Below are 17,053 nucleotides of genomic sequence, written 5' to 3' on the forward strand. Positions count from 1 at the left end.
ACTATGGCAGTATAAAGAAATGCTATACAAATTTTATTTATCGAGATGTAAACGTCAATTTTGATTTTTACGTATAAATAATGAACGGAGGAAATGAATTTATGGCTACTTTACCAAATTGTCCAAAATGTAATTCAGAATACACGTATGAGGATGGCGTTCTTTTCGTATGTCCAGAATGTGCTCATGAGTGGGGCCAAGAAGCAGAAGCTGAAAATAATGATGGTGCAAAAGTTGTAAAAGATGCGAACGGAAACGTTCTTCAAGACGGCGATGCTGTTACTGTAATTAAAGATTTAAAAGTAAAAGGAACTTCTTCAGTTGTAAAGATTGGTACGAAAGTAAAGAGTATTCGTCTAGTTGAAGGAGACCACGATATTGATTGTAAAATCGACGGTTTCGGAGCTATGAAGTTAAAATCACAGTTCGTTAAGAAGGCGTAAGATTAGCAAAGAAAAAAGACGCTCTGTAAGTAACTTGCAGAGCGTCTTTTTTATGATTGGACTTCAACTTCTTTCAACTGACACCGCTTATTAAAAAACGTTTTATATCCAAGTTGCAAGAAGATAATAACAGAGAAAGCTGTACTTCCAGAAATACCAAGTATAATTGCGATTTGATATTGGATAGCTGTAAATGGTGATACACCGGATAAAATTTGTCCTGTCATCATGCCTGGAAGACTTATAATTCCCATTCCGACCATAGAATTGATTGTCGGTAAAATAGCAGAATCGAAAGCGTCCCGTATGAGCGGGGCAGCTGCTTGTTTTGGAGTTGCCCCAAGCATAAGTGCACCTTCAATATGGTCTCTTTGTGATTTCATGCTGCTTAAAAAGGTATTTGCCCCCAGGCAAATGCCTGTCATAGCATTACCGATTAGCATACCGGCAATAGGAACGATATACTGCGGAGCATACCAAGGATCGTGTCCGATAATAACAAAGATAAATAGTAGAAGAGGGCCAATTGATCCAGCAATCATGGAGAGGGCGGCTACTCGTTTTAATTCTTTTGACATTGGAATATTAACTCGTTTATAAATATTGAAAATCGCAAATGTAGTAATAGAAGTAATGAGAGCTATTGTATAAAACGGATTACTATTTTCAAATATGTATGTAAGGACATATGCGACTAGTACGAGCTGAATTGTCATACGTAATGTAGCAATTGTAATTTGTTTCTCACGCGGTATTCCTTTTAATTTCACAAGCCCGATTAAAATAAGAATGAAAATATATGCAGCTGCAAGTTGCCAAATTTGTAGTTCAATAACGCCCTTCAATTGAGAGCACTTCCTTTCTAGTTGCACCGTTTGTTTTACTAATTTCAATAATATCGTCTGCGATTTCTTCTGGAAGTTGTTGTGAGTGCGTGATGAAGATAACTGTTTTTTTCTTTTCTCTTGCCAATAGAGTGAATTGTTTCATAACGCGTCTTTCTGTGTCACTATCTAGTGCCGAAGTTGGTTCATCTAATAAATAGACGGGTGGGTCCATTAGTACAATACGAGCGAAAGCAAGTCTTTGTTTTTCACCGCCTGATAAAGAAGAGGCGCTATCTTCTAATTTTTTATCTAGGCTAACAGTCGTTAATGCGCCCCGCAGGGCATCGTCATTTGGAAATGGCTTTTCAGAAAGGCGCAGTCCCATTAATAAATTATCTCTAATTGTTCCATCAAAAATAGGTGGAGTTTGTCCGAGCATGACAACTTCACGTCGTAATTGAATGGGAGGATAATCTAAAATAGATTTTCCATTATATTTAATTGTGCCAGATGTTGGTGATTGTAAATCATTTAACATACGAAGTAATGTGCTTTTTCCACTACCACTCTCACCGATAATACAAGTTATTTTTTCTTGTTGAATTTGTAAATAAGGAATGTGTAGAATATTTTTATATTTGATGTCTTTTAATATAAACATAAATTGCTCCTTTCTGATTCTAGTTATATCGTATCAAAAAGAGAGAAAAATAGAAAAATAAAGTCTATTCAGAGGGAACATCTTTTTTCTTTGTTTGTAGGATTAGATCGTCTTGAGACGGAAGTTAGCTTCGTTAATAAGTTTAGCAAGCGATCTAAGTCTTGACTGAGAGAAATGACTTTATCGTGAGTAAATCCATACTTTTCAACGAGGTGGATTAATTCCCTCTTTTTCACTTCTATTCGATTATTTAGTTTTGTTAAGTTCATAAGTGAAATGAAATGCCTCCTATTATGTGTAGTACTTATAGCATACAAAATAAGACCGAACGTATTCGGTCCTAAAGAAAATAATAAAATGAAATAACTATTACATATAGTATACACTTCTAAGTAGAGATTTTTATATTAAAATAAATAAATTTATGAAACTATATTGATAAAGTTATTTTTTAAAAAATGAATAGAAAAAGGCTGTCTACATAGTAGACAGCCTTTAAAGTATTAACCGTTATGATATTTGTACATCCAAAGAAGACCGGATTTTAATAATCTCGGTACACGCCCCATTAATGGTTGGTTTGCTAGTAAACCAAATCCGTGTTTTTTGCCGAGAGAACCGAGAACACCTTTTAATTTTATAACCGGCAGTTCATCAGGAAGTGGTTCATTATTCCAACGTTTTAATAATATTTGGACAATTTGTTCTCCTTGACCTTCAGCAAGTTGAGCAGATGGTGCATGTGGAAGTGCTGCACAATCCCCGACAACATAAACATGCTCGTTATTTGGAATATTGTGATATTTTGTTAAAACAACCCGTCCGCTACCATCTTGTTCAACTGGAAGGTTTCGAACAACTTCATTTGCTTGAATACCAGCTGTCCAGACGATTGCATCACATTCAAGTGGTTCATCGTGGTTGTACACAATATTCGGTTCTACTTTTGTAATGTTAGAGTTTCGTATAATGTTAACGTTATGCTTTACAAACCATTCTTCTACATATCTACTTAATTTCTCTGGATATGGGAATAAAATTCTATCTTTTCGATCAAATAAATAGATTTTTAAATCAGAACGGCTTTCGCGAAGTTCACTTGCTACTTCAACGCCACTTAAGCCAGCGCCAACAACAGCAACTGTTGCATTCGGTTCTAGGCCATTTAATTGTTCATATGTCTTACGCGTTTGTTCAATCGATTGTAGACTGTGTGTATATTCCTTTGCGCCAGGAACGTTATGATATTTATCTTCACAGCCAAGTCCAATAATTAAATCATCATATTGGATTGCTTCGCCGCCATCAAGATGAACAGCTTTTTCTTCGAGATCAATATTTGTTATTGTGCCGTATTGAATATTAAGGCGTGGGTGCTCAGGAAACGGTATGCGAATATGCGTTTCTGAAATTGTACCCGCTACTAATGCATAATATTCAGTTTTGAAACAATGGTATGGTACTTTGTCGATTAATGTCACTTGTACATCATCTGGAAGTTGGTTGCTTGGAAGTAGCCGTTGCAGAATTCTCATTCCACCGTAGCCGCCACCTAGTATTACGAGGTGTTTCATGATGGATTACCCCTTTTCTGTTGAAATATCCCCTAATCCTAAAATTTTATATTAATAAAATATTTCGACTTTACTCAATCAAATTATATCGAATTTGTGAACAAATAACAATGCATGAATGAATACTCTGTTGTACAATAAGAAGAAAAGTAAAGTAAACTGTTTTCATTTGCTAGTTACTATTTCATTATGAATAGCATGTTACATAGAAACAGTCATCTACTTTGAAGTGAAGTAATGAAGTAACTAAATAGTTTAGAATATGTAACGAAAACAACAAGAAACAGCTTAGTTTTCTTCTTATAGATGAAGTCAGAAGGTAATTTTTTTGTAGTACAGGGGGGGGAGAATTTTGATTAAACCATTAATTGAATTTTGTGTAGGTAACCTTGCGAGTGGTTCACAAGCAGCTTTAGAGAAATTAGAAAAAGATCCGAATTTAGATGTAATGGAGTATGGTTGTTTAGGATATTGTGGCATTTGTTTTGAAGGACCATTTGCCCTTGTGAATGGTGAAGTAGTACAAGGTGCGACAGTAGAAGAACTTGTTAATAATGTATATGAGTATTTGGATGAAAATCCAATGTTTTAAGGTGTTGCAAATCGGCAACACCTTTTTCATTAGATAAAACGTTATTTCGCAGGGTAGGATAATACGGAATATAAATAAAAAAAGGCCCTTTTAGAAGGGCTTTTTTCTTACACGATTTGTGTAAGAATGACTTATCGCCAAAATGTTGTCAAATATGAGAAACGGGGGACATTCATATTGTGTTCTAAAAGCATGCATTTTATACTTGAAATAATAAATTATTTTTGGAGTGAATAAAAATGAGCCAATTTTCTTTTACAAAAATGCATGGTCTTGGCAATAGTTATATATATGTAAATATGTTTGAAGAACAAATTAGGGAAGAAGAGTTAGCTCTTGTAGCGGAAAAGGTTTCAAATATTAATACTGGTATTGGTGCAGATGGAATGATTTTAATTTGTCCTTCTGATGTGGCACCAGTAAAAATGCGCATGTTTAATAACGATGGTTCAGAAGGGAAGAGCTGTGGAAATGGTTTACGCTGCGTAGCGAAATATGCGTATGAGCATAAACTGGTAGAAGATACAGTTTTCACAATTGAAACGTTAGCTGGTATCGTTACGGCAGAAGTAACGGTAGAAGATGACAAAGTTACATTAGCGAAAATAGACATGGGAGCACCTCGTTTAACACGCGAAGAGATACCGATGCTTGGTGAAGGAGAAACACCATTTATTCGTGAAAACTTCTTATACAATAATCACCGTTACGCATTTACAGCTGTTTCAATGGGGAATCCACATGCGGTTATCTTTGTTGATGATGTAGAAAAAGCGCCTCTTACAACGTTAGGGCCAGTTCTTGAGACGCATGAAATGTTCCCGGAGCGAGTGAATGTTGAGTTCATCGAGATTTTGAATGATGAAGAAATGAATTTCCGCGTTTGGGAACGTGGATCTGGTGTAACGCAAGCTTGCGGGACAGGAGCATGCGCAGCTGTAGTTGCGACAATTCTCAATGGAAAAATGGAACGTAGTAAAGAAATTACAGTTCACTTAGCAGGTGGCGATTTAATGATTGCATGGACAGAAGAAGGAAATGTGTTAATGAAAGGACCTGCGGAAGTAATTTGCCGCGGAGTGTATGATTACAAGATAGAAGCGTAAAGATGTATAATAGAACGAGAACAGAAAGGATGGTGTATTTCATGATTGAAGTAACAGAGCAAGCAGCTTTTCAAATTAAAGATATGTTAAAAGATGCTGAAGATGGAGAGAAGTACGTGCGCCTTGCTGTACACGGCGGCGGATGTAGCGGTCTTTCTTACGGCTTAGGATTTGAAGTAGAACCAAAAGAAGACGACACAGTTCTTGAATTTTTCGGTGTTGAATTTGTTATCGATAAAGAAAGTGCTCCGATTGTTAAAGGAGTAAAAGTTGATTATAAACAATCAATGCTTGGCGGCGGATTCACAATCGACAATCCAAACGCAATCGCATCATGCGGATGTGGCTCATCTTTCCGTACAGCGTCGAATGCTGGTAAGCCAGAAGAGTGCTAAGTTTTTGGCCGAAATAGAAAAAGACCTTTTTAGCGATGGAATAAAATCGTTAAGGAGGTCTTTTATTTTGCTTTAATCGTTCTCTTTCTTACAAGTATAATTGAAGGATAGAAAGAGGAGGGGATATATGCTGGAAGATATTTTTGAATTTGTATTGAAGTACGTTATAGGTTCTATTTTTAGATGTATAAGATACCTTGTGATAAATATTATAATAGAATGCATAATAGAAGGTGTAATAAACGGTATAGGGAAATTACTTGATAAAATCCGTGATAAGTGGCGAAACTGGCGTGAAAGACGTTATTGGCGGTAATAGGTACATAGAAAAATTGGCAGTAAAGAGATAGAGAAGAAAAAACCTTACGGAAGATGAATTTTAAAATTCATCTTCCGTAAGGTTTTTTCTTTTGACATTGTGTATACAAAGGGGGATTTAAAATGAGAGAAGATAAGTTCATGAAAGAAGGCCGTCACCGTGGTGAGCGTCATAGGGGAGAGATGGATCTCATCATCGCGGGCCGAAAACATTTCGCCTCGGGAGAGCGATTGCCTTTTTAGAAATGATGAATTTAAAGCGTGCTACGATTAAGCAACAGTTAAGTGAGCCAGAATTCCAGTCCATTCAGCAAATTTTAATCGGGGAATTAAAGGCAATTGATATGGTTATTAATGAATTTACACAACTATTTGAAATACATGAGAGTGAAACGGAAGAAGCGCCTATGTTAGATGAGAAGGCAGATCTAGAGAAAGGGACTACACCTGATGAAACAAATTAATCGTTATATTGATTCTGTATTTTGTGGTCAAGATGTTCTTTTGGATGAAGTGATTGCTTCCATAAAAGAAAACGAAATGCCACCGATATCGGTATCACCTTCTTCGGGTAAACTTTTAACGATGTTAGTTTCCATTTCTGGAGCGAAAGATATTTTAGAAATAGGTGCATTAGGTGGGTATAGCGGAATTTGTCTTGCGAAAGGTTTTGGAGAAGAAGGCACGTTAACTTCACTTGAGCTAGAAGAGAAATATGCAAAGGTAGCGCACAGCAATTTACATAAAGCGGGATTTGGAAAACAAGTGTCGTATATGACTGGTGCTGCTTTACAAAGTCTTGAAAAATTAGCCGCAGGTAATAAGCGATTTGATTTCTTCTTTATCGACGCTGATAAGGAGAATTATGAAAATTACTTAACATACTGCATCCGACTTGCTAAGCCAGGAGCTGTAATTGTTACAGATAATGTTCTAGCTGGTGGTAGTGTAGCTGATGAAAGTGTGAAATCAAAACGTTATACAGAAGTTATGAAGAAGTTTAATGAAGTGGTAGCAACTCATCCGAATTTAGAATCTGTACTCATTCCAATTGGTGACGGGATGACGGTTTCTAAAGTGAAGTAATAATTATTATCTTACAAAAGTGTAATGTTCATGTCATGTTTTTGAATTTCTTCTTTAAGCTCTGGGCTTTAAGATAAGAATATAAGAAAAAACATATGAGGTGAAGGAAATGAAAAGATACATTGCATTGTTTAGTATTTTAGTTGTATTTGCAAGTTTGTTAGTTGGTTGTGATATTAACCGTATGGGTAAAGATGAGTATTACGTTCAAATTACGACTGATGGAATTGAGAAGAATGAAAAAGATGATGGCGGTCAGCCATTAAAATTATTTGAGTATAAGTTACCTGCATTTGATAAAGAAGGTAAAGAAAAAGAGTTAGAATTTACAGCTGTGAAAGATCTTCGCAAAGAAGCATTCTTACGTGTATTCCACTCAGATAAAAAAGGTGTAACGGCTTGGGAAGAAGTGAAGAAAGACGAGCTTCCAGCGAAAGTGAAAGAAAAATTAGGCGTGAAATAAGACAGATAGAAAAGGAATTGACGAACAGGGTCAATTCCTTTTTTCGTTCTCAAAATCCTCTTCTGAAATGACTTTAAATCCATGTCTTTTAAATAAAGCAGTCGTCACCCCATAACCAGTTTGCTTATTGCCATTAAATTCTCCAGTGTAAATCGTAGAACTACCACAAGATGGACTGCGTTCTTTTAAAATAATATATTCTGGGTGTAAATCTTTTATTTGTTCTAGAGCTTTATAAGCACCACTCACGAAAGATTCTGTGACATCTTCACCGTCTTTTGTCATTACCTTTGCTTTTCCATCTAAAACGTCATCGCCATTCCCACCAATAATTTCAGCAGAAGGGCGTGGTGTAGGTAAACCACCTAATACTTCGGGACAAACAAGGATAGTATCTTCCCTCTGTAATAACTCTTCTATTTTTGAAACGAGATTATCGTTACCGTCATAACGGCAAGCGATACCACCTAAACAAGCGCTAATTATAATCATATTGTCATCTCCACTAAAAAAATATTAAATATCACGCCAATTTCTCTTCCTGCTCTTTACCTATAAGTGAGGTGATAAAAATGGGAAGCTTATATAATTTAATGAAACCATACAGTGAATTTCGAAGTAAAGAAGAGTTTAATACGTATCAAAAACAAGTTTTGAAGTGCTATCGATTTCAATTGAATAAAAAGGATGCTGTCATTATTCATTTTTTAGGAAAGTATGCAGTGAATGAGAAACAGAAAACAGTGGGAGTTGCGTGTCCATTGATGGAGACGATTGCTACAAATGTTGGAAAAAGTATTCGTACAGTACGCCGCTCAATTGCAAAGTTAGAGGAACTAGGAATTATAAAGCGTGTTGCGACAAAAGAAAGATATAAGCGCGGGGGATATAGTGCAAACTTATATGTATTTCTTAAATCTGCAATTGACCGCAGGGATGACCGTATGAAAATGTCCGCATGTGAAAGTGATGATTGTGCAGATGGCTGTAGTGGAAACGAGCAAAAAAATGAGCGGGAAACAATTCTTTCTAAAAACATTCCACAAATAAAAGAGAAAAGAAAAGTAACGTACGAGCTTGATGAAACGTATTGTCGTCACGATATACCGAAGCCATTTATATACGCATTGGTGCCGATGACGAGTAATCCGAAAAAGATTAATATATTTTGGAGTAAGGTGGAACTTGCTTATAAAAAGAGTGGATTACTAGAGCAAGGTGTTTTATAAGAGCAAATATTAGCTGACGAAGAAGTGTATGGAAATTTAATTTGGCGCGTGAAAAGTGTTGTGAGAGCGTATAAATATGGGGGAATTCGTAAAGACGTTAGGGCACTTTTGTATAGTACAGTCCGAGATTTATTTTTAGAGGTTGGATTAGAATGGGGAGCAGCTTTGAGAAGGAGTAAGGGAATACCGTTATTTGATCCGTTTAAAAAGGAGCCATGCGTATAATACATGACTCCAAGTAGTTAATCAAACTTTCTTACAACTGGAACACGAATCGCGACAAATAGTACGAAGACGATAACAGCAATCGCACCGCTTTTCATAATCGTTACAATTGGAATGCCTGCCCAAAGTGCAATCGATGTAAATGCATAAGAGAGCGGAATGAATCCCATCGATGAAAGCATGAGTAAACTCATAACGCGGCCCATCATTTCTTCTTTTACTGTTGATTGAATCATCGCCATAAGTGGAACGATCGCCATCGCGATTGTAATACCGTAAAACATTCCAGCTAATAATGCTTGCCAAAGTACAGTGCTAAAGTTGATGGATAGGAAGAATACACCAGAAAGTAGCATCATGATAATACAAAATAAACCACGTCTGCGGTTAATGTTTTTTAATCCGACAATGACAGCTCCTATCGCCATCCCGCCGCCAACAGCCGCTTCTAAGTAACTAAACTGCAGTGAGTCACCGTGCAGAACGTTTTTGACGAAGAGCGGGAAGCCAACTTGCATCGGACCGATTAAAAATAAATTTAAAAAGGCGCTACATAATAGGAAAGTTGAAAGAAACGGTGATTCTTTTACATATGAAATTCCCTCTTTAATAGAAGTAAACATGCCTTTGTCTGTTTCATTTTTTTCGGGTACTGTAAATTGTATTTTTTGAACGAGTATCGCAGCGATAATGAGTAGCAGGATTGTAATTGAAAAAATTGTTTCATAGTTCGTAAATTTAATGAGAATGCCGCCAAGTACAGGTCCTAAAATGACAGATGCTTGGTTTGTCATTTGAGTAAGTGAATTTGCTTGTGTTAAACGGCTTTTTTCTACAAGTTCAGGCAGAATAGAGCCGTCTGCTGACCAGAAGAAAGCGTCAGCAAGTCCGAAGAACAAAGCGAACAAAGCAAATGTATATAGTGTTACATCACCGACGATGAACCAAGTGAGAATTGTTGCGACAAGAATAGCACGAATAATATTTGAGTAAAACATAATGTTTTTTTTCGGGAATTTATCAGCTAATGCTCCGCCAATAATCATAAAAATGAGCCTTGGAACACTAAGAGCCACGAAAACAATACCGAGTGAAGCCTCAAGGTTTAATGTTTTTGCTATGTACCATGTTTGTGAAAAAGTAAAAAAGGCTAAAGCAAAACTTGAAAAGAGAGTAGCTGCCCAAAGAAAAAGGAAGTTTGTATTTTTTAATAACGGTTTTCCGCTTCCTTCTAAAGCAGATTTATTTTGTTGTAGTTCCTCCATATTGCTTCCTTTCTATGTACCAAATTTAGACTAAAAAACCTATTAACAATCGTTTTATACAGTTTCTAATATTTCTATACTGCACTTTCTCATTGTAGACAATAATGTTGGATTTGCACAGTGGCTATTTAACGACAAAAAAAGATGCCGAAGGGCACCTTTTTTAAGCTAAAGCAATATAAATATCCAATTGTACGTTATTTGGATCCGTTGCTTTTTCATCATACAGTTCGAAATCTGTTGTAAAAGCACGTTTGTTTTCTTTCGACCATTGCCAAATATATTCCCAAGCCTCGCACACGACTTCAGACACAGGGCCTTTTCTCGTTGTAAATACCGCATATGTCGCGGCAGGTATTGTTAAAGTTGTCATATTTTCAGGAACGTCTTCTAATGAAGAAACGGGCATACCGATTGTAAATTGATATGTACCAGTTTCATCTGATTCGTAGTTTGAGTAGAAAGCGAATGTTTCTTTTGTTTGTTGATTTGGGATGTGATGCATGATTTGTTCTTGGAAGTAGCGATTCCAAAGTTTTGGAATTTCTCCTTCAGTAGATGCCTCTTTTTCGTTTGTCGTCGTAATCGAAACGCCGATTGCTTGGAAAGCTTCTTTTGTTACTATGATTGGTTCTTTCATTAATAAAACCTCCCTTCATTGGACGAAACATACGTTCTGTTTTATTGTAACATATTTTGGAAGGTAGTAGTGTTTTTTATTAAGTTGAAATGTATTTTATTTAGGAAAAGGAGGAATTTCGATTAGGAATCTCTAAATGAAAAGAACTCCTTTCATGTAAAAGGAGTTCTTTTCATTTCTATATTAAAACATACTTGAGCTATGCATTGGTTGGAGTTTTGCGTTTGGATCGAAGTAAGCTTTTGCATTGTTTACTGCTGTCGGTGCTTCACCAAAGCCGCAAGCGATGAGTTTTACTTTTCCTTCATATGTACAAATGTCACCGGCAGCATAAATGCCAGGAATATTTGTTTCCATTTTTGAATTCACGAGGATGCTGTTCTTTTGAATGTCTAAGCCCCAGTTTTTAATTGGGCCAAGAGAAGAAACGAAGCCGTAGTTTACGATTACGTCATCAACATCTATGATAATTTTCTCTTCAGTTTTTACGTGTTGAAGAACGACTTGTTCAATTTTATCATCACCAATAAGTTCAACTGGAACGTACGGTGTGCTTACTTCTGCACGAGAATTCATTAAGCTTTCGACGCTATGCTCATGTGCACGGAATTTATCACGGCGATGAACGATGGTAACTTTGTCAGCAATCGGTTCTAACATCATTGTCCAGTCTACCGCTGAGTCGCCGCCGCCAAATACAACAACACGCTTGCCAGCAAATTTATTCATATCATCAACGAAATAATGTAAGTTTTTCTTTTCATATTTTGCTGTGCCTTCTAATTCTAAGCGGCGTGGTTGGAAAGCGCCATTACCAGCAGTAATAATGACAGATTTAGAGTAATGAGTTTGTTTATTTGTAACAAGTTTAAATATACCGTCAGCTTGTTTTTCAAGAGTATCAACAGCTTCTTCTAAGCAAACGGTTGGATCAAACTTCTTCATTTGCTCTTTTAAGTTATCAACTAACTCTTGTGCGCGTACTTTTGGAAATCCAGCTACATCATAAATATATTTTTCAGGGTAGAGTGCGGATAATTGCCCTCCAAGTTGAGGTAAGCTTTCAATGATTTTTACACTTGCTTGTCTCATACCGCCATAAAATGCGGTGAACAGTCCTGTTGGACCACCACCAATAATTGTTATGTCGTAAACTTTTTGATTTTCTGCCACTTTCATTCCCCCTATAGATGGAATTTTGATATTGATTTCATATATTGTTCATATGTACACGAAAATCCTGCAAATGATGACACTTTCAAATAAATGATAGCATATTTGAGTTTATAATACTTCTGAAAACGACTGAATTATGTGTAAGTTTTCGCATGGATGCTTTTTTAATTGTATAAAATAGAGGGAAAGGAAAATACATGAAAAAAAGGCTGAAAAACCCTTGAAAACGCTATGTTATTTTAAAATATTGATAATTCGCTAGGTGCTTGAATTCTGGAATAAAACCGACTAATATAGGGAAGTATTATGTTAAATTTCTATGACAAATTTCGTACGATTTTTTGAATGCGTGTTGTTATGATGTAGAATGTGATAAATTCCACATTCTTGACAAATAGAGTTTTTAGTACTTGGTATTATTTTTCATTACTATTATATAAAGAAAAGGGTTGTGATTTGGTGAAGACTCCAAAAATCGTAGTTTTAGGTGCAGGTTATGGCGGGATGATTACGACTGTTCGTCTGCAAAAAGCATTATCTGTAAATGAAGCTGAAATTACGTTAGTAAACAACAACAGCTATCACTACCAAGCGACTTGGTTACACGAGAGCGCAGCTGGTACATTACAAGATGAAAAAATCTGTCTAGATATTCAAGACGTTATCGATACAAATAAAGTGAACTTTGTACAAGATACAGTAGTAGAAATTAAAGCTGCTGAAAAACGCATTATCTTAAAAGACGGCGAGTTAGAGTATGACTACTTAGTAATCGGTCTTGGTTTCGAATCAGAAACATTCGGAATTACAGGATTAAAAGAGCATGCATTCTCAATCGCTAACATTAATGCAACTCGTCAAATTCGTGAGCATATGGAAGCTAGTTTCGCTAAATATGCAACTGAACAACGCGATGAGTTAGTAACAATCGTTGTTGGTGGTGCTGGATTTACTGGTATCGAATACGTAGGTGAGCTTGCAAACCGTGTTCCTGAACTTTGCAAACAGTACAATGTACCACGTGAAAAAGCACGTATTATCTGTGTTGAAGCTGCTCCAACAGCACTTCCAGGTTTCGATCCAGCATTAGTAGAATACGCTGTAAAACAACTTGAGAAAAAAGGCGTAGAATTCCGCATCGGTACAGCAATTAAAGAAGGAACTGAAGAAGGTATTATCGTTGCAAATGGTGATGATACTGAATTAATTAAGTCTGAAACAGTAGTTTGGGCTGCAGGTGTTCGTGGTAACGGTATTGTGGAAGAGTCTGGCTTTGAAGCAATGCGCGGACGTGTAAAAGTTGATGAGTACATGCACGCTCCAGGATACGAAGATGTATTCATGGTTGGTGACGCAGCGTTAATCATTAACGAAGAAATTAACCGTCCATACCCACCAACAGCACAAATCGCAATTCAACAAGGTTACAACATTGCACACAACTTAACTGTGTTAGTTCGTGGCAAAGGCGAAATGAAAACATTCGCATTCGACAATAAAGGATCTGTATGTTCTTTAGGTCATGACGATGCAATGGGCGTTGTTATGGGCAAAAAGTTAACAGGTTGGAAAGCTTCCTTCATGAAGAAAGTTATTGATAACCGTTACCTATTCTTATTAGGTGGACCTTTATTAGTTCTTAAAAAAGGTAAATTGAAGTTATTTTAATATATAGTAGAGAAAAGCAGAAACGGCTAAGAGCTGTTTCTGCTTTTTTGCATAATACACGTTTTCGATATAGTAATAAAAAGAGGGTGAAAAGTGAAAGAATTAAATATAGAATAATTGCGTTTCCGAAGAAAGAAATGCAGATTCGCGAGGCCACTGTTTCGTTTTCTTCATACTTACTTTCCCTTCCATATAGTTCTTTAGCAAATAGTTGTAATTCATCAGATACAGAAATAGACATACAAAAACGCCATCCTTTCTTATGATTCTACAGAAAGGATGGCGAATTTTTTCATTTTTGGGGGGATTTTGTTCAACTGGAAAAGATACCTGAAATATTAAAGAATCTTTCGCTAGATAACCACCTTTACACTGATTTCGCCATCGCTCTACTGAATATCAGGTTCACTGCAATCACGATGACTGCACCGATAAGGGTTGCAAATACACGGTCGAACAGAATGATAAACTGGAACGGCTTGCCGGCTTCCATGATCAAAATAATGAGCGGAATCATGGTTGCAGAGTATACAAGGTAATTTCGAACCTTTAGAAGAGGTCGAACACTTGCGAATAGACCGATACTTATAACTAATCCCCAAATTGGTAGACTAGTTGCGAGAAGCAAGCTCGCAACAATCACACCGATTATTGTACCAAGCACTCGTTGTGTTGTTTTGATTGGAAAGAATTCTATTTTCCGCTGAGTAAGGATCGCTACAGTAATTGCAATCCAATAGAAGTGGTGCTCGGGCCAAAGTATTCGTAATCCCTCAGCTATAACTAGACATAATGCGAGCCTGATTGGGAATTGCCAACTGGATAGGTGTGCAAGAGAATTCCACCATAGAATGATTTTTTTCGATGTTGGCCCTTTCATAGCTCCATCCAGCGATGATTTAAAACAGCGGTGTACCCAGATGCCTAGTACCAAGCTGATACTGATGGTCCAAATCGCTCCTGCTAAGATTGAAAAAATTAGTGCCATCGGGTACTCCGTCTGGTCTAACATATTGAGGATGATGATCAGGAATATGACAAAGCGTGTTGTTGCCACGGCCAAAGCCCGACTATATCCGCCAATTAACGTAGCAAGGATTACCAGCAGGGTCAAGACTCCGAATGTCAGGTAGCCTTGTCCGAAAGAGAGACCAGCAGCAATTGCAGCGAGTGCTACTGATATGAGCGCTGACGCCAACTTTTCCCCGTGATTTATAAAACTTGAACCGACTTTCACGCTACTGACTGCCAAACTGCCGACCGATGCAGCAAAACCAAGAGCGGTATAGCCTAGAACTGTGGCGAACAGAACAGGTCCGGCCATACCTATGCCGGCGGAAATGAGTTCTACTATTTCTACCTTGGCCTCCTTAGACCAAGAAAACACTTGAGCCCTATATGTTTTTATATTCATCTATAGCACCTCTTCCGACCCAAAGAGTAGGGCACAGTTTAATAATAGGCTCTTTCTTTAATCGATGGACATGTGGTGATACCTATGTCCATCAGGCTAATATTTTGAAGTATCCCCAAAATGAAAATTTTATCTTTCCAGAGTTATTTATAATAATTCAGCACATTTTTTCGATATGGGGAAATGCCAATTTTTTAAGTTGATGGCAATGGGGCATTGCCCTAAGAAAGGAAAAATCACAGTGTACTTAAAAATATAGTATAATATATAAAAAAGAAAGAATATTCTGTTCTCTCTAGTAGAGGAGGTTGCATCATGGAGAAGCGAGGGAAAGTATGGTTAGCTGTTAGTGGCCTAGTAGCTACAAAAGATGGCAGGTGGCTATTCGTTAAGAAGAAATACAGTGGATTAAAGGGGAAATGGTCTTTGCCGGCTGGTTTTGTAAATGAAGGTGAGACGGTTGATGAAGCTGTGAAACGTGAAGTGTTAGAAGAGACAGGTATTGTCGCTCATGTGAAGGGAATTATTGGCGTTCGATCGGGCGTGATTCGCAATGAAATTAGTGATAATATGATTATTTTCCTTTTGGAACCTGAAGGGGAAAATATTATTGTACAGGAGAAGGAATTGTCTGAAGTAGCGTTTCTACATCCAGATACGATTGCAGACGATCCAAATACGTCTGTACTTATTAAATATTTGTTAGAAAGAAAATCAGAATTCCATCTTGAAATGGACAAAACATTAAATCCAGGAGAACAATTTGGTTATACGGCTTACCACGTATTTACGGCGCATGAGAAGGAGAGGGAGAAAGAGTGAGTATACCGGTACTGCTTATTTCAATGATGTTATTTTTTATTTTGTTTTTTGGAATTGGATTTTTACTCAACATGATATTGCGAGCGACATGGGTAATGGTTATTGTGTATCCGATTGTTTGTATGCTTATTATTAATAAGGCGAGTGTGTGGGATTATTTTTCAAAGCCAAAAGAAACATTTTCTTCATTTGGGACAAGTGTATCGCATTTAGGGCAAGCAGATATGTTTATTCTATCTACTGGGTTAGTAGGTGCTGCTTTAGCAGGAATCGTAATTAAGAAACTTCGGAAAAGCGGATATCAAATGTTTTAATCTCCAATTCATTTGGAGATTATTTTTTTGCATATTCCTTCATTGTATAGGGAATGATTAACGATGAAGGAGTGTGGAATATAAAAATGTTAAAACGATATTGTATTCGCATTATGATGACTTGTTTACTTGTATCCGCATTATGCGTAACATGGAATGCTTTCACAGGAGTTTCTTTATTAGAGATTGTAAAGAAATATGAGGGAACGAGTGCAAAAGAAGTACATGCAGCACAAGTTAAGAGAAATGTTGCTCCGAGTAAAGAAGTGATAAATGCTTTAGAGCAGGCAAACGACTGGTCTAAATATCGTTCAATTGAAATGACAGCAACTGGTTATACGTCAGGAGTGGAGTCAACTGGTAAGAGTCCAGGACATCCAGAGTATGGTATTACATATTCAGGTGTTAAAGCGAAAAGGGATTTATATTCTACAATTGCTGCGGATTTACGTGTATTCCCGATTGGAACGATTCTATTCGTGCCAGATTACGGATATGGGGTTGTCGCTGATAAGGGCGGTGCTATAAAAGGAAATCGTCTCGATTTATATTATGATACGGTGAAAGATGTTTATAGCCAATGGGGTAAAAAAAAAGTAAATGTATATGTAGTTAAGGTAGGAAATGGTAAGTTTACAGAAGAAGAGTTAACGATGTTAAATGAAGACCAAACGATGCAAGTGTTTCGTGGCCAATATTTAAAGCAAAGATAGTCTAGTGGTAATAACGCTAGACTTTTTTATTTTATAATAGAAGAAATGGCAGAAAGATGGATTATAAAGGATGTAACAGAAGTTAGAATTGTCGCATTTTATCGAAAATAAAGTTATAATAA

Annotated in this window: 20 protein-coding genes and 2 pseudogenes; 13 read left to right on the forward strand and 9 right to left on the reverse strand. The window is 36.8% G+C overall.

Features of this window, described 5'->3' with window-relative positions:
- Nucleotides 1-101 precede the first annotated feature (101 nt).
- Nucleotides 102-443 carry an alkylphosphonate utilization operon protein PhnA gene (gene phnA / locus JDS80_RS20925; RefSeq protein WP_002174031.1) on the forward strand — a complete coding sequence of 114 codons (342 nt, stop codon included), beginning with the start codon at nt 102-104 and terminating at the stop codon, nt 441-443.
- A gap of 50 nt (nt 444-493) precedes the next feature.
- Here phnA and JDS80_RS20930 read toward each other — a convergent pair whose 3' ends face one another.
- The 4 genes from JDS80_RS20930 to JDS80_RS20945 form a co-directional block, all read right to left on the reverse strand.
- Nucleotides 494-1,288: an ABC transporter permease gene (locus JDS80_RS20930; RefSeq protein ID WP_097809355.1), complete on the reverse strand. Its 795-nt coding sequence runs from the start codon at nt 1,286-1,288 to the stop codon at nt 494-496.
- Nucleotides 1,272-1,931 (reverse strand): ABC transporter ATP-binding protein, encoded by a 660-nt coding sequence (locus tag JDS80_RS20935; RefSeq protein ID WP_098888348.1) that lies wholly within the window; start codon nt 1,929-1,931, stop codon nt 1,272-1,274. The genes JDS80_RS20930 and JDS80_RS20935 overlap by 17 nt, the downstream gene beginning before the upstream one ends.
- A gap of 68 nt (nt 1,932-1,999) precedes the next feature.
- Nucleotides 2,000-2,200: an aspartyl-phosphate phosphatase Spo0E family protein gene (locus JDS80_RS20940; RefSeq protein WP_071734578.1), complete on the reverse strand. Its 201-nt coding sequence runs from the start codon at nt 2,198-2,200 to the stop codon at nt 2,000-2,002.
- Nucleotides 2,201-2,434: 234 nt separating this feature from the next.
- Nucleotides 2,435-3,505: an NAD(P)/FAD-dependent oxidoreductase gene (locus JDS80_RS20945; protein WP_199639895.1), complete on the reverse strand. Its 1,071-nt coding sequence runs from the start codon at nt 3,503-3,505 to the stop codon at nt 2,435-2,437.
- 352 nt (nt 3,506-3,857) lie between these two features.
- Here JDS80_RS20945 and JDS80_RS20950 point away from each other — a divergent pair, with 352 nt between their 5' ends.
- The 7 genes and pseudogenes from JDS80_RS20950 to JDS80_RS20980 all read left to right on the forward strand — a co-directional run bounded on the left by JDS80_RS20950 (nt 3,858) and on the right by JDS80_RS20980 (nt 7,465).
- Nucleotides 3,858-4,097: a YuzB family protein gene (locus JDS80_RS20950; protein WP_000595026.1), complete on the forward strand. Its 240-nt coding sequence runs from the start codon at nt 3,858-3,860 to the stop codon at nt 4,095-4,097.
- A 239-nt stretch (nt 4,098-4,336) separates the two neighbouring features.
- Nucleotides 4,337-5,203 carry a diaminopimelate epimerase gene (gene dapF / locus JDS80_RS20955; RefSeq protein ID WP_199639896.1) on the forward strand — a complete coding sequence of 289 codons (867 nt, stop codon included), beginning with the start codon at nt 4,337-4,339 and terminating at the stop codon, nt 5,201-5,203.
- 41 nt (nt 5,204-5,244) lie between these two features.
- Entirely contained in the window at nt 5,245-5,598 is a 354-nt protein-coding gene (locus tag JDS80_RS20960) for a HesB/IscA family protein (RefSeq protein ID WP_000573823.1), read from the forward strand.
- A gap of 127 nt (nt 5,599-5,725) precedes the next feature.
- Entirely contained in the window at nt 5,726-5,914 is a 189-nt protein-coding gene (locus JDS80_RS20965; protein ID WP_071743933.1) for a hypothetical protein, read from the forward strand.
- Between the two features lie 125 nt (nt 5,915-6,039).
- Nucleotides 6,040-6,380 (forward strand): annotated as a pseudogene (locus JDS80_RS20970) (hypothetical protein).
- On the forward strand, nt 6,367-7,002 hold the full coding sequence (locus tag JDS80_RS20975; protein ID WP_199639897.1) for an O-methyltransferase: 636 nt from the start codon (nt 6,367-6,369) through the stop codon (nt 7,000-7,002). The pseudogene JDS80_RS20970 and the gene JDS80_RS20975 overlap by 14 nt, the downstream one beginning before the upstream one ends.
- 109 nt (nt 7,003-7,111) lie before the next feature.
- Entirely contained in the window at nt 7,112-7,465 is a 354-nt protein-coding gene (locus JDS80_RS20980; RefSeq protein ID WP_199639898.1) for a YxeA family protein, read from the forward strand.
- Nucleotides 7,466-7,495: 30 nt separating this feature from the next.
- On the opposite strand, the gene JDS80_RS20985 is transcribed toward JDS80_RS20980, so the two are convergent.
- Complete coding sequence (locus JDS80_RS20985) at nt 7,496-7,957, reverse strand: 2-thiouracil desulfurase family protein (protein ID WP_199639899.1); 462 nt, start codon at nt 7,955-7,957, stop codon at nt 7,496-7,498.
- Nucleotides 7,958-8,037: 80 nt separating this feature from the next.
- On the opposite strand from JDS80_RS20985, the pseudogene JDS80_RS20990 reads away from it, so the two are divergent.
- Nucleotides 8,038-8,919 (forward strand): annotated as a pseudogene (locus JDS80_RS20990) (helix-turn-helix domain-containing protein).
- Between the two features lie 17 nt (nt 8,920-8,936).
- Here JDS80_RS20990 and JDS80_RS20995 read toward each other — a convergent pair.
- The 3 genes from JDS80_RS20995 to JDS80_RS21005 form a co-directional block, all read right to left on the reverse strand.
- Entirely contained in the window at nt 8,937-10,184 is a 1,248-nt protein-coding gene (locus tag JDS80_RS20995) for an MFS transporter (protein WP_002124385.1), read from the reverse strand.
- 163 nt (nt 10,185-10,347) lie between these two features.
- Nucleotides 10,348-10,824, reverse strand: coding sequence for a GyrI-like domain-containing protein (locus tag JDS80_RS21000; RefSeq protein ID WP_071743940.1), 477 nt, complete (start codon nt 10,822-10,824; stop codon nt 10,348-10,350).
- A 183-nt stretch (nt 10,825-11,007) separates the two neighbouring features.
- The gene (locus JDS80_RS21005; RefSeq protein WP_000829779.1) at nt 11,008-11,997 is read right to left on the reverse strand and encodes an NAD(P)/FAD-dependent oxidoreductase; all 990 of its coding nucleotides are present in this window, start codon (nt 11,995-11,997) and stop codon (nt 11,008-11,010) included.
- 462 nt (nt 11,998-12,459) lie between these two features.
- Here JDS80_RS21005 and JDS80_RS21010 point away from each other — a divergent pair, with 462 nt between their 5' ends.
- Nucleotides 12,460-13,668 (forward strand): NAD(P)/FAD-dependent oxidoreductase, encoded by a 1,209-nt coding sequence (locus JDS80_RS21010; protein WP_071770899.1) that lies wholly within the window; start codon nt 12,460-12,462, stop codon nt 13,666-13,668.
- A 367-nt stretch (nt 13,669-14,035) separates the two neighbouring features.
- On the opposite strand, the gene JDS80_RS21015 is transcribed toward JDS80_RS21010, so the two are convergent.
- Nucleotides 14,036-15,082, reverse strand: a complete 1,047-nt coding sequence (locus tag JDS80_RS21015) for an FUSC family protein (RefSeq protein WP_199639900.1) — start codon at nt 15,080-15,082, stop codon at nt 14,036-14,038.
- A 315-nt stretch (nt 15,083-15,397) separates the two neighbouring features.
- On the opposite strand from JDS80_RS21015, the gene JDS80_RS21020 reads away from it, so the two are divergent.
- The 3 genes from JDS80_RS21020 (at nt 15,398) to JDS80_RS21030 (ending at nt 16,931) form a co-directional block, all read left to right on the forward strand.
- Complete coding sequence (locus JDS80_RS21020; RefSeq protein WP_098612762.1) at nt 15,398-15,904, forward strand: NUDIX hydrolase; 507 nt, start codon at nt 15,398-15,400, stop codon at nt 15,902-15,904.
- Nucleotides 15,901-16,218: a YuiB family protein gene (locus tag JDS80_RS21025; protein WP_000027018.1), complete on the forward strand. Its 318-nt coding sequence runs from the start codon at nt 15,901-15,903 to the stop codon at nt 16,216-16,218. The genes JDS80_RS21020 and JDS80_RS21025 overlap by 4 nt, the downstream gene beginning before the upstream one ends.
- A gap of 86 nt (nt 16,219-16,304) precedes the next feature.
- A complete protein-coding gene (locus tag JDS80_RS21030) occupies nt 16,305-16,931 on the forward strand; it encodes a 3D domain-containing protein (protein WP_199639901.1) in 627 nt (208 codons plus the stop codon).
- Nucleotides 16,932-17,053 lie beyond the last annotated feature (122 nt).

The sequence above is a fragment of the Bacillus cereus group sp. N8 genome (assembly GCF_016483685.1).
GTDB classification, from domain to species: Bacteria; Bacillota; Bacilli; order Bacillales; family Bacillaceae_G; genus Bacillus_A; species Bacillus_A proteolyticus.

What these genes read in the sequence shown, in the direction of transcription:
- phnA (WP_002174031.1), top strand. Translation starts at nt 102, where the DNA reads ATGGCTACTTTACCAAATTGTCCAAAATGTAATTCAGAATACACGTAT.
- JDS80_RS20935 (WP_098888348.1), bottom strand. Translation starts at nt 1,931, where the DNA reads ATGTTTATATTAAAAGACATCAAATATAAAAATATTCTACACATTCCT.
- JDS80_RS20940 (WP_071734578.1), bottom strand. Translation starts at nt 2,200, where the DNA reads ATGAACTTAACAAAACTAAATAATCGAATAGAAGTGAAAAAGAGGGAA.
- JDS80_RS20945 (WP_199639895.1), bottom strand. Translation starts at nt 3,505, where the DNA reads ATGAAACACCTCGTAATACTAGGTGGCGGCTACGGTGGAATGAGAATT.
- dapF (WP_199639896.1), top strand. Translation starts at nt 4,337, where the DNA reads ATGAGCCAATTTTCTTTTACAAAAATGCATGGTCTTGGCAATAGTTAT.
- JDS80_RS20960 (WP_000573823.1), top strand. Translation starts at nt 5,245, where the DNA reads ATGATTGAAGTAACAGAGCAAGCAGCTTTTCAAATTAAAGATATGTTA.
- JDS80_RS20965 (WP_071743933.1), top strand. Translation starts at nt 5,726, where the DNA reads ATGCTGGAAGATATTTTTGAATTTGTATTGAAGTACGTTATAGGTTCT.
- JDS80_RS20975 (WP_199639897.1), top strand. Translation starts at nt 6,367, where the DNA reads ATGAAACAAATTAATCGTTATATTGATTCTGTATTTTGTGGTCAAGAT.
- JDS80_RS20980 (WP_199639898.1), top strand. Translation starts at nt 7,112, where the DNA reads ATGAAAAGATACATTGCATTGTTTAGTATTTTAGTTGTATTTGCAAGT.
- JDS80_RS20985 (WP_199639899.1), bottom strand. Translation starts at nt 7,957, where the DNA reads ATGATTATAATTAGCGCTTGTTTAGGTGGTATCGCTTGCCGTTATGAC.
- JDS80_RS20995 (WP_002124385.1), bottom strand. Translation starts at nt 10,184, where the DNA reads ATGGAGGAACTACAACAAAATAAATCTGCTTTAGAAGGAAGCGGAAAA.
- JDS80_RS21000 (WP_071743940.1), bottom strand. Translation starts at nt 10,824, where the DNA reads ATGAAAGAACCAATCATAGTAACAAAAGAAGCTTTCCAAGCAATCGGC.
- JDS80_RS21015 (WP_199639900.1), bottom strand. Translation starts at nt 15,082, where the DNA reads ATGAATATAAAAACATATAGGGCTCAAGTGTTTTCTTGGTCTAAGGAG.
- JDS80_RS21020 (WP_098612762.1), top strand. Translation starts at nt 15,398, where the DNA reads ATGGAGAAGCGAGGGAAAGTATGGTTAGCTGTTAGTGGCCTAGTAGCT.
- JDS80_RS21030 (WP_199639901.1), top strand. Translation starts at nt 16,305, where the DNA reads ATGTTAAAACGATATTGTATTCGCATTATGATGACTTGTTTACTTGTA.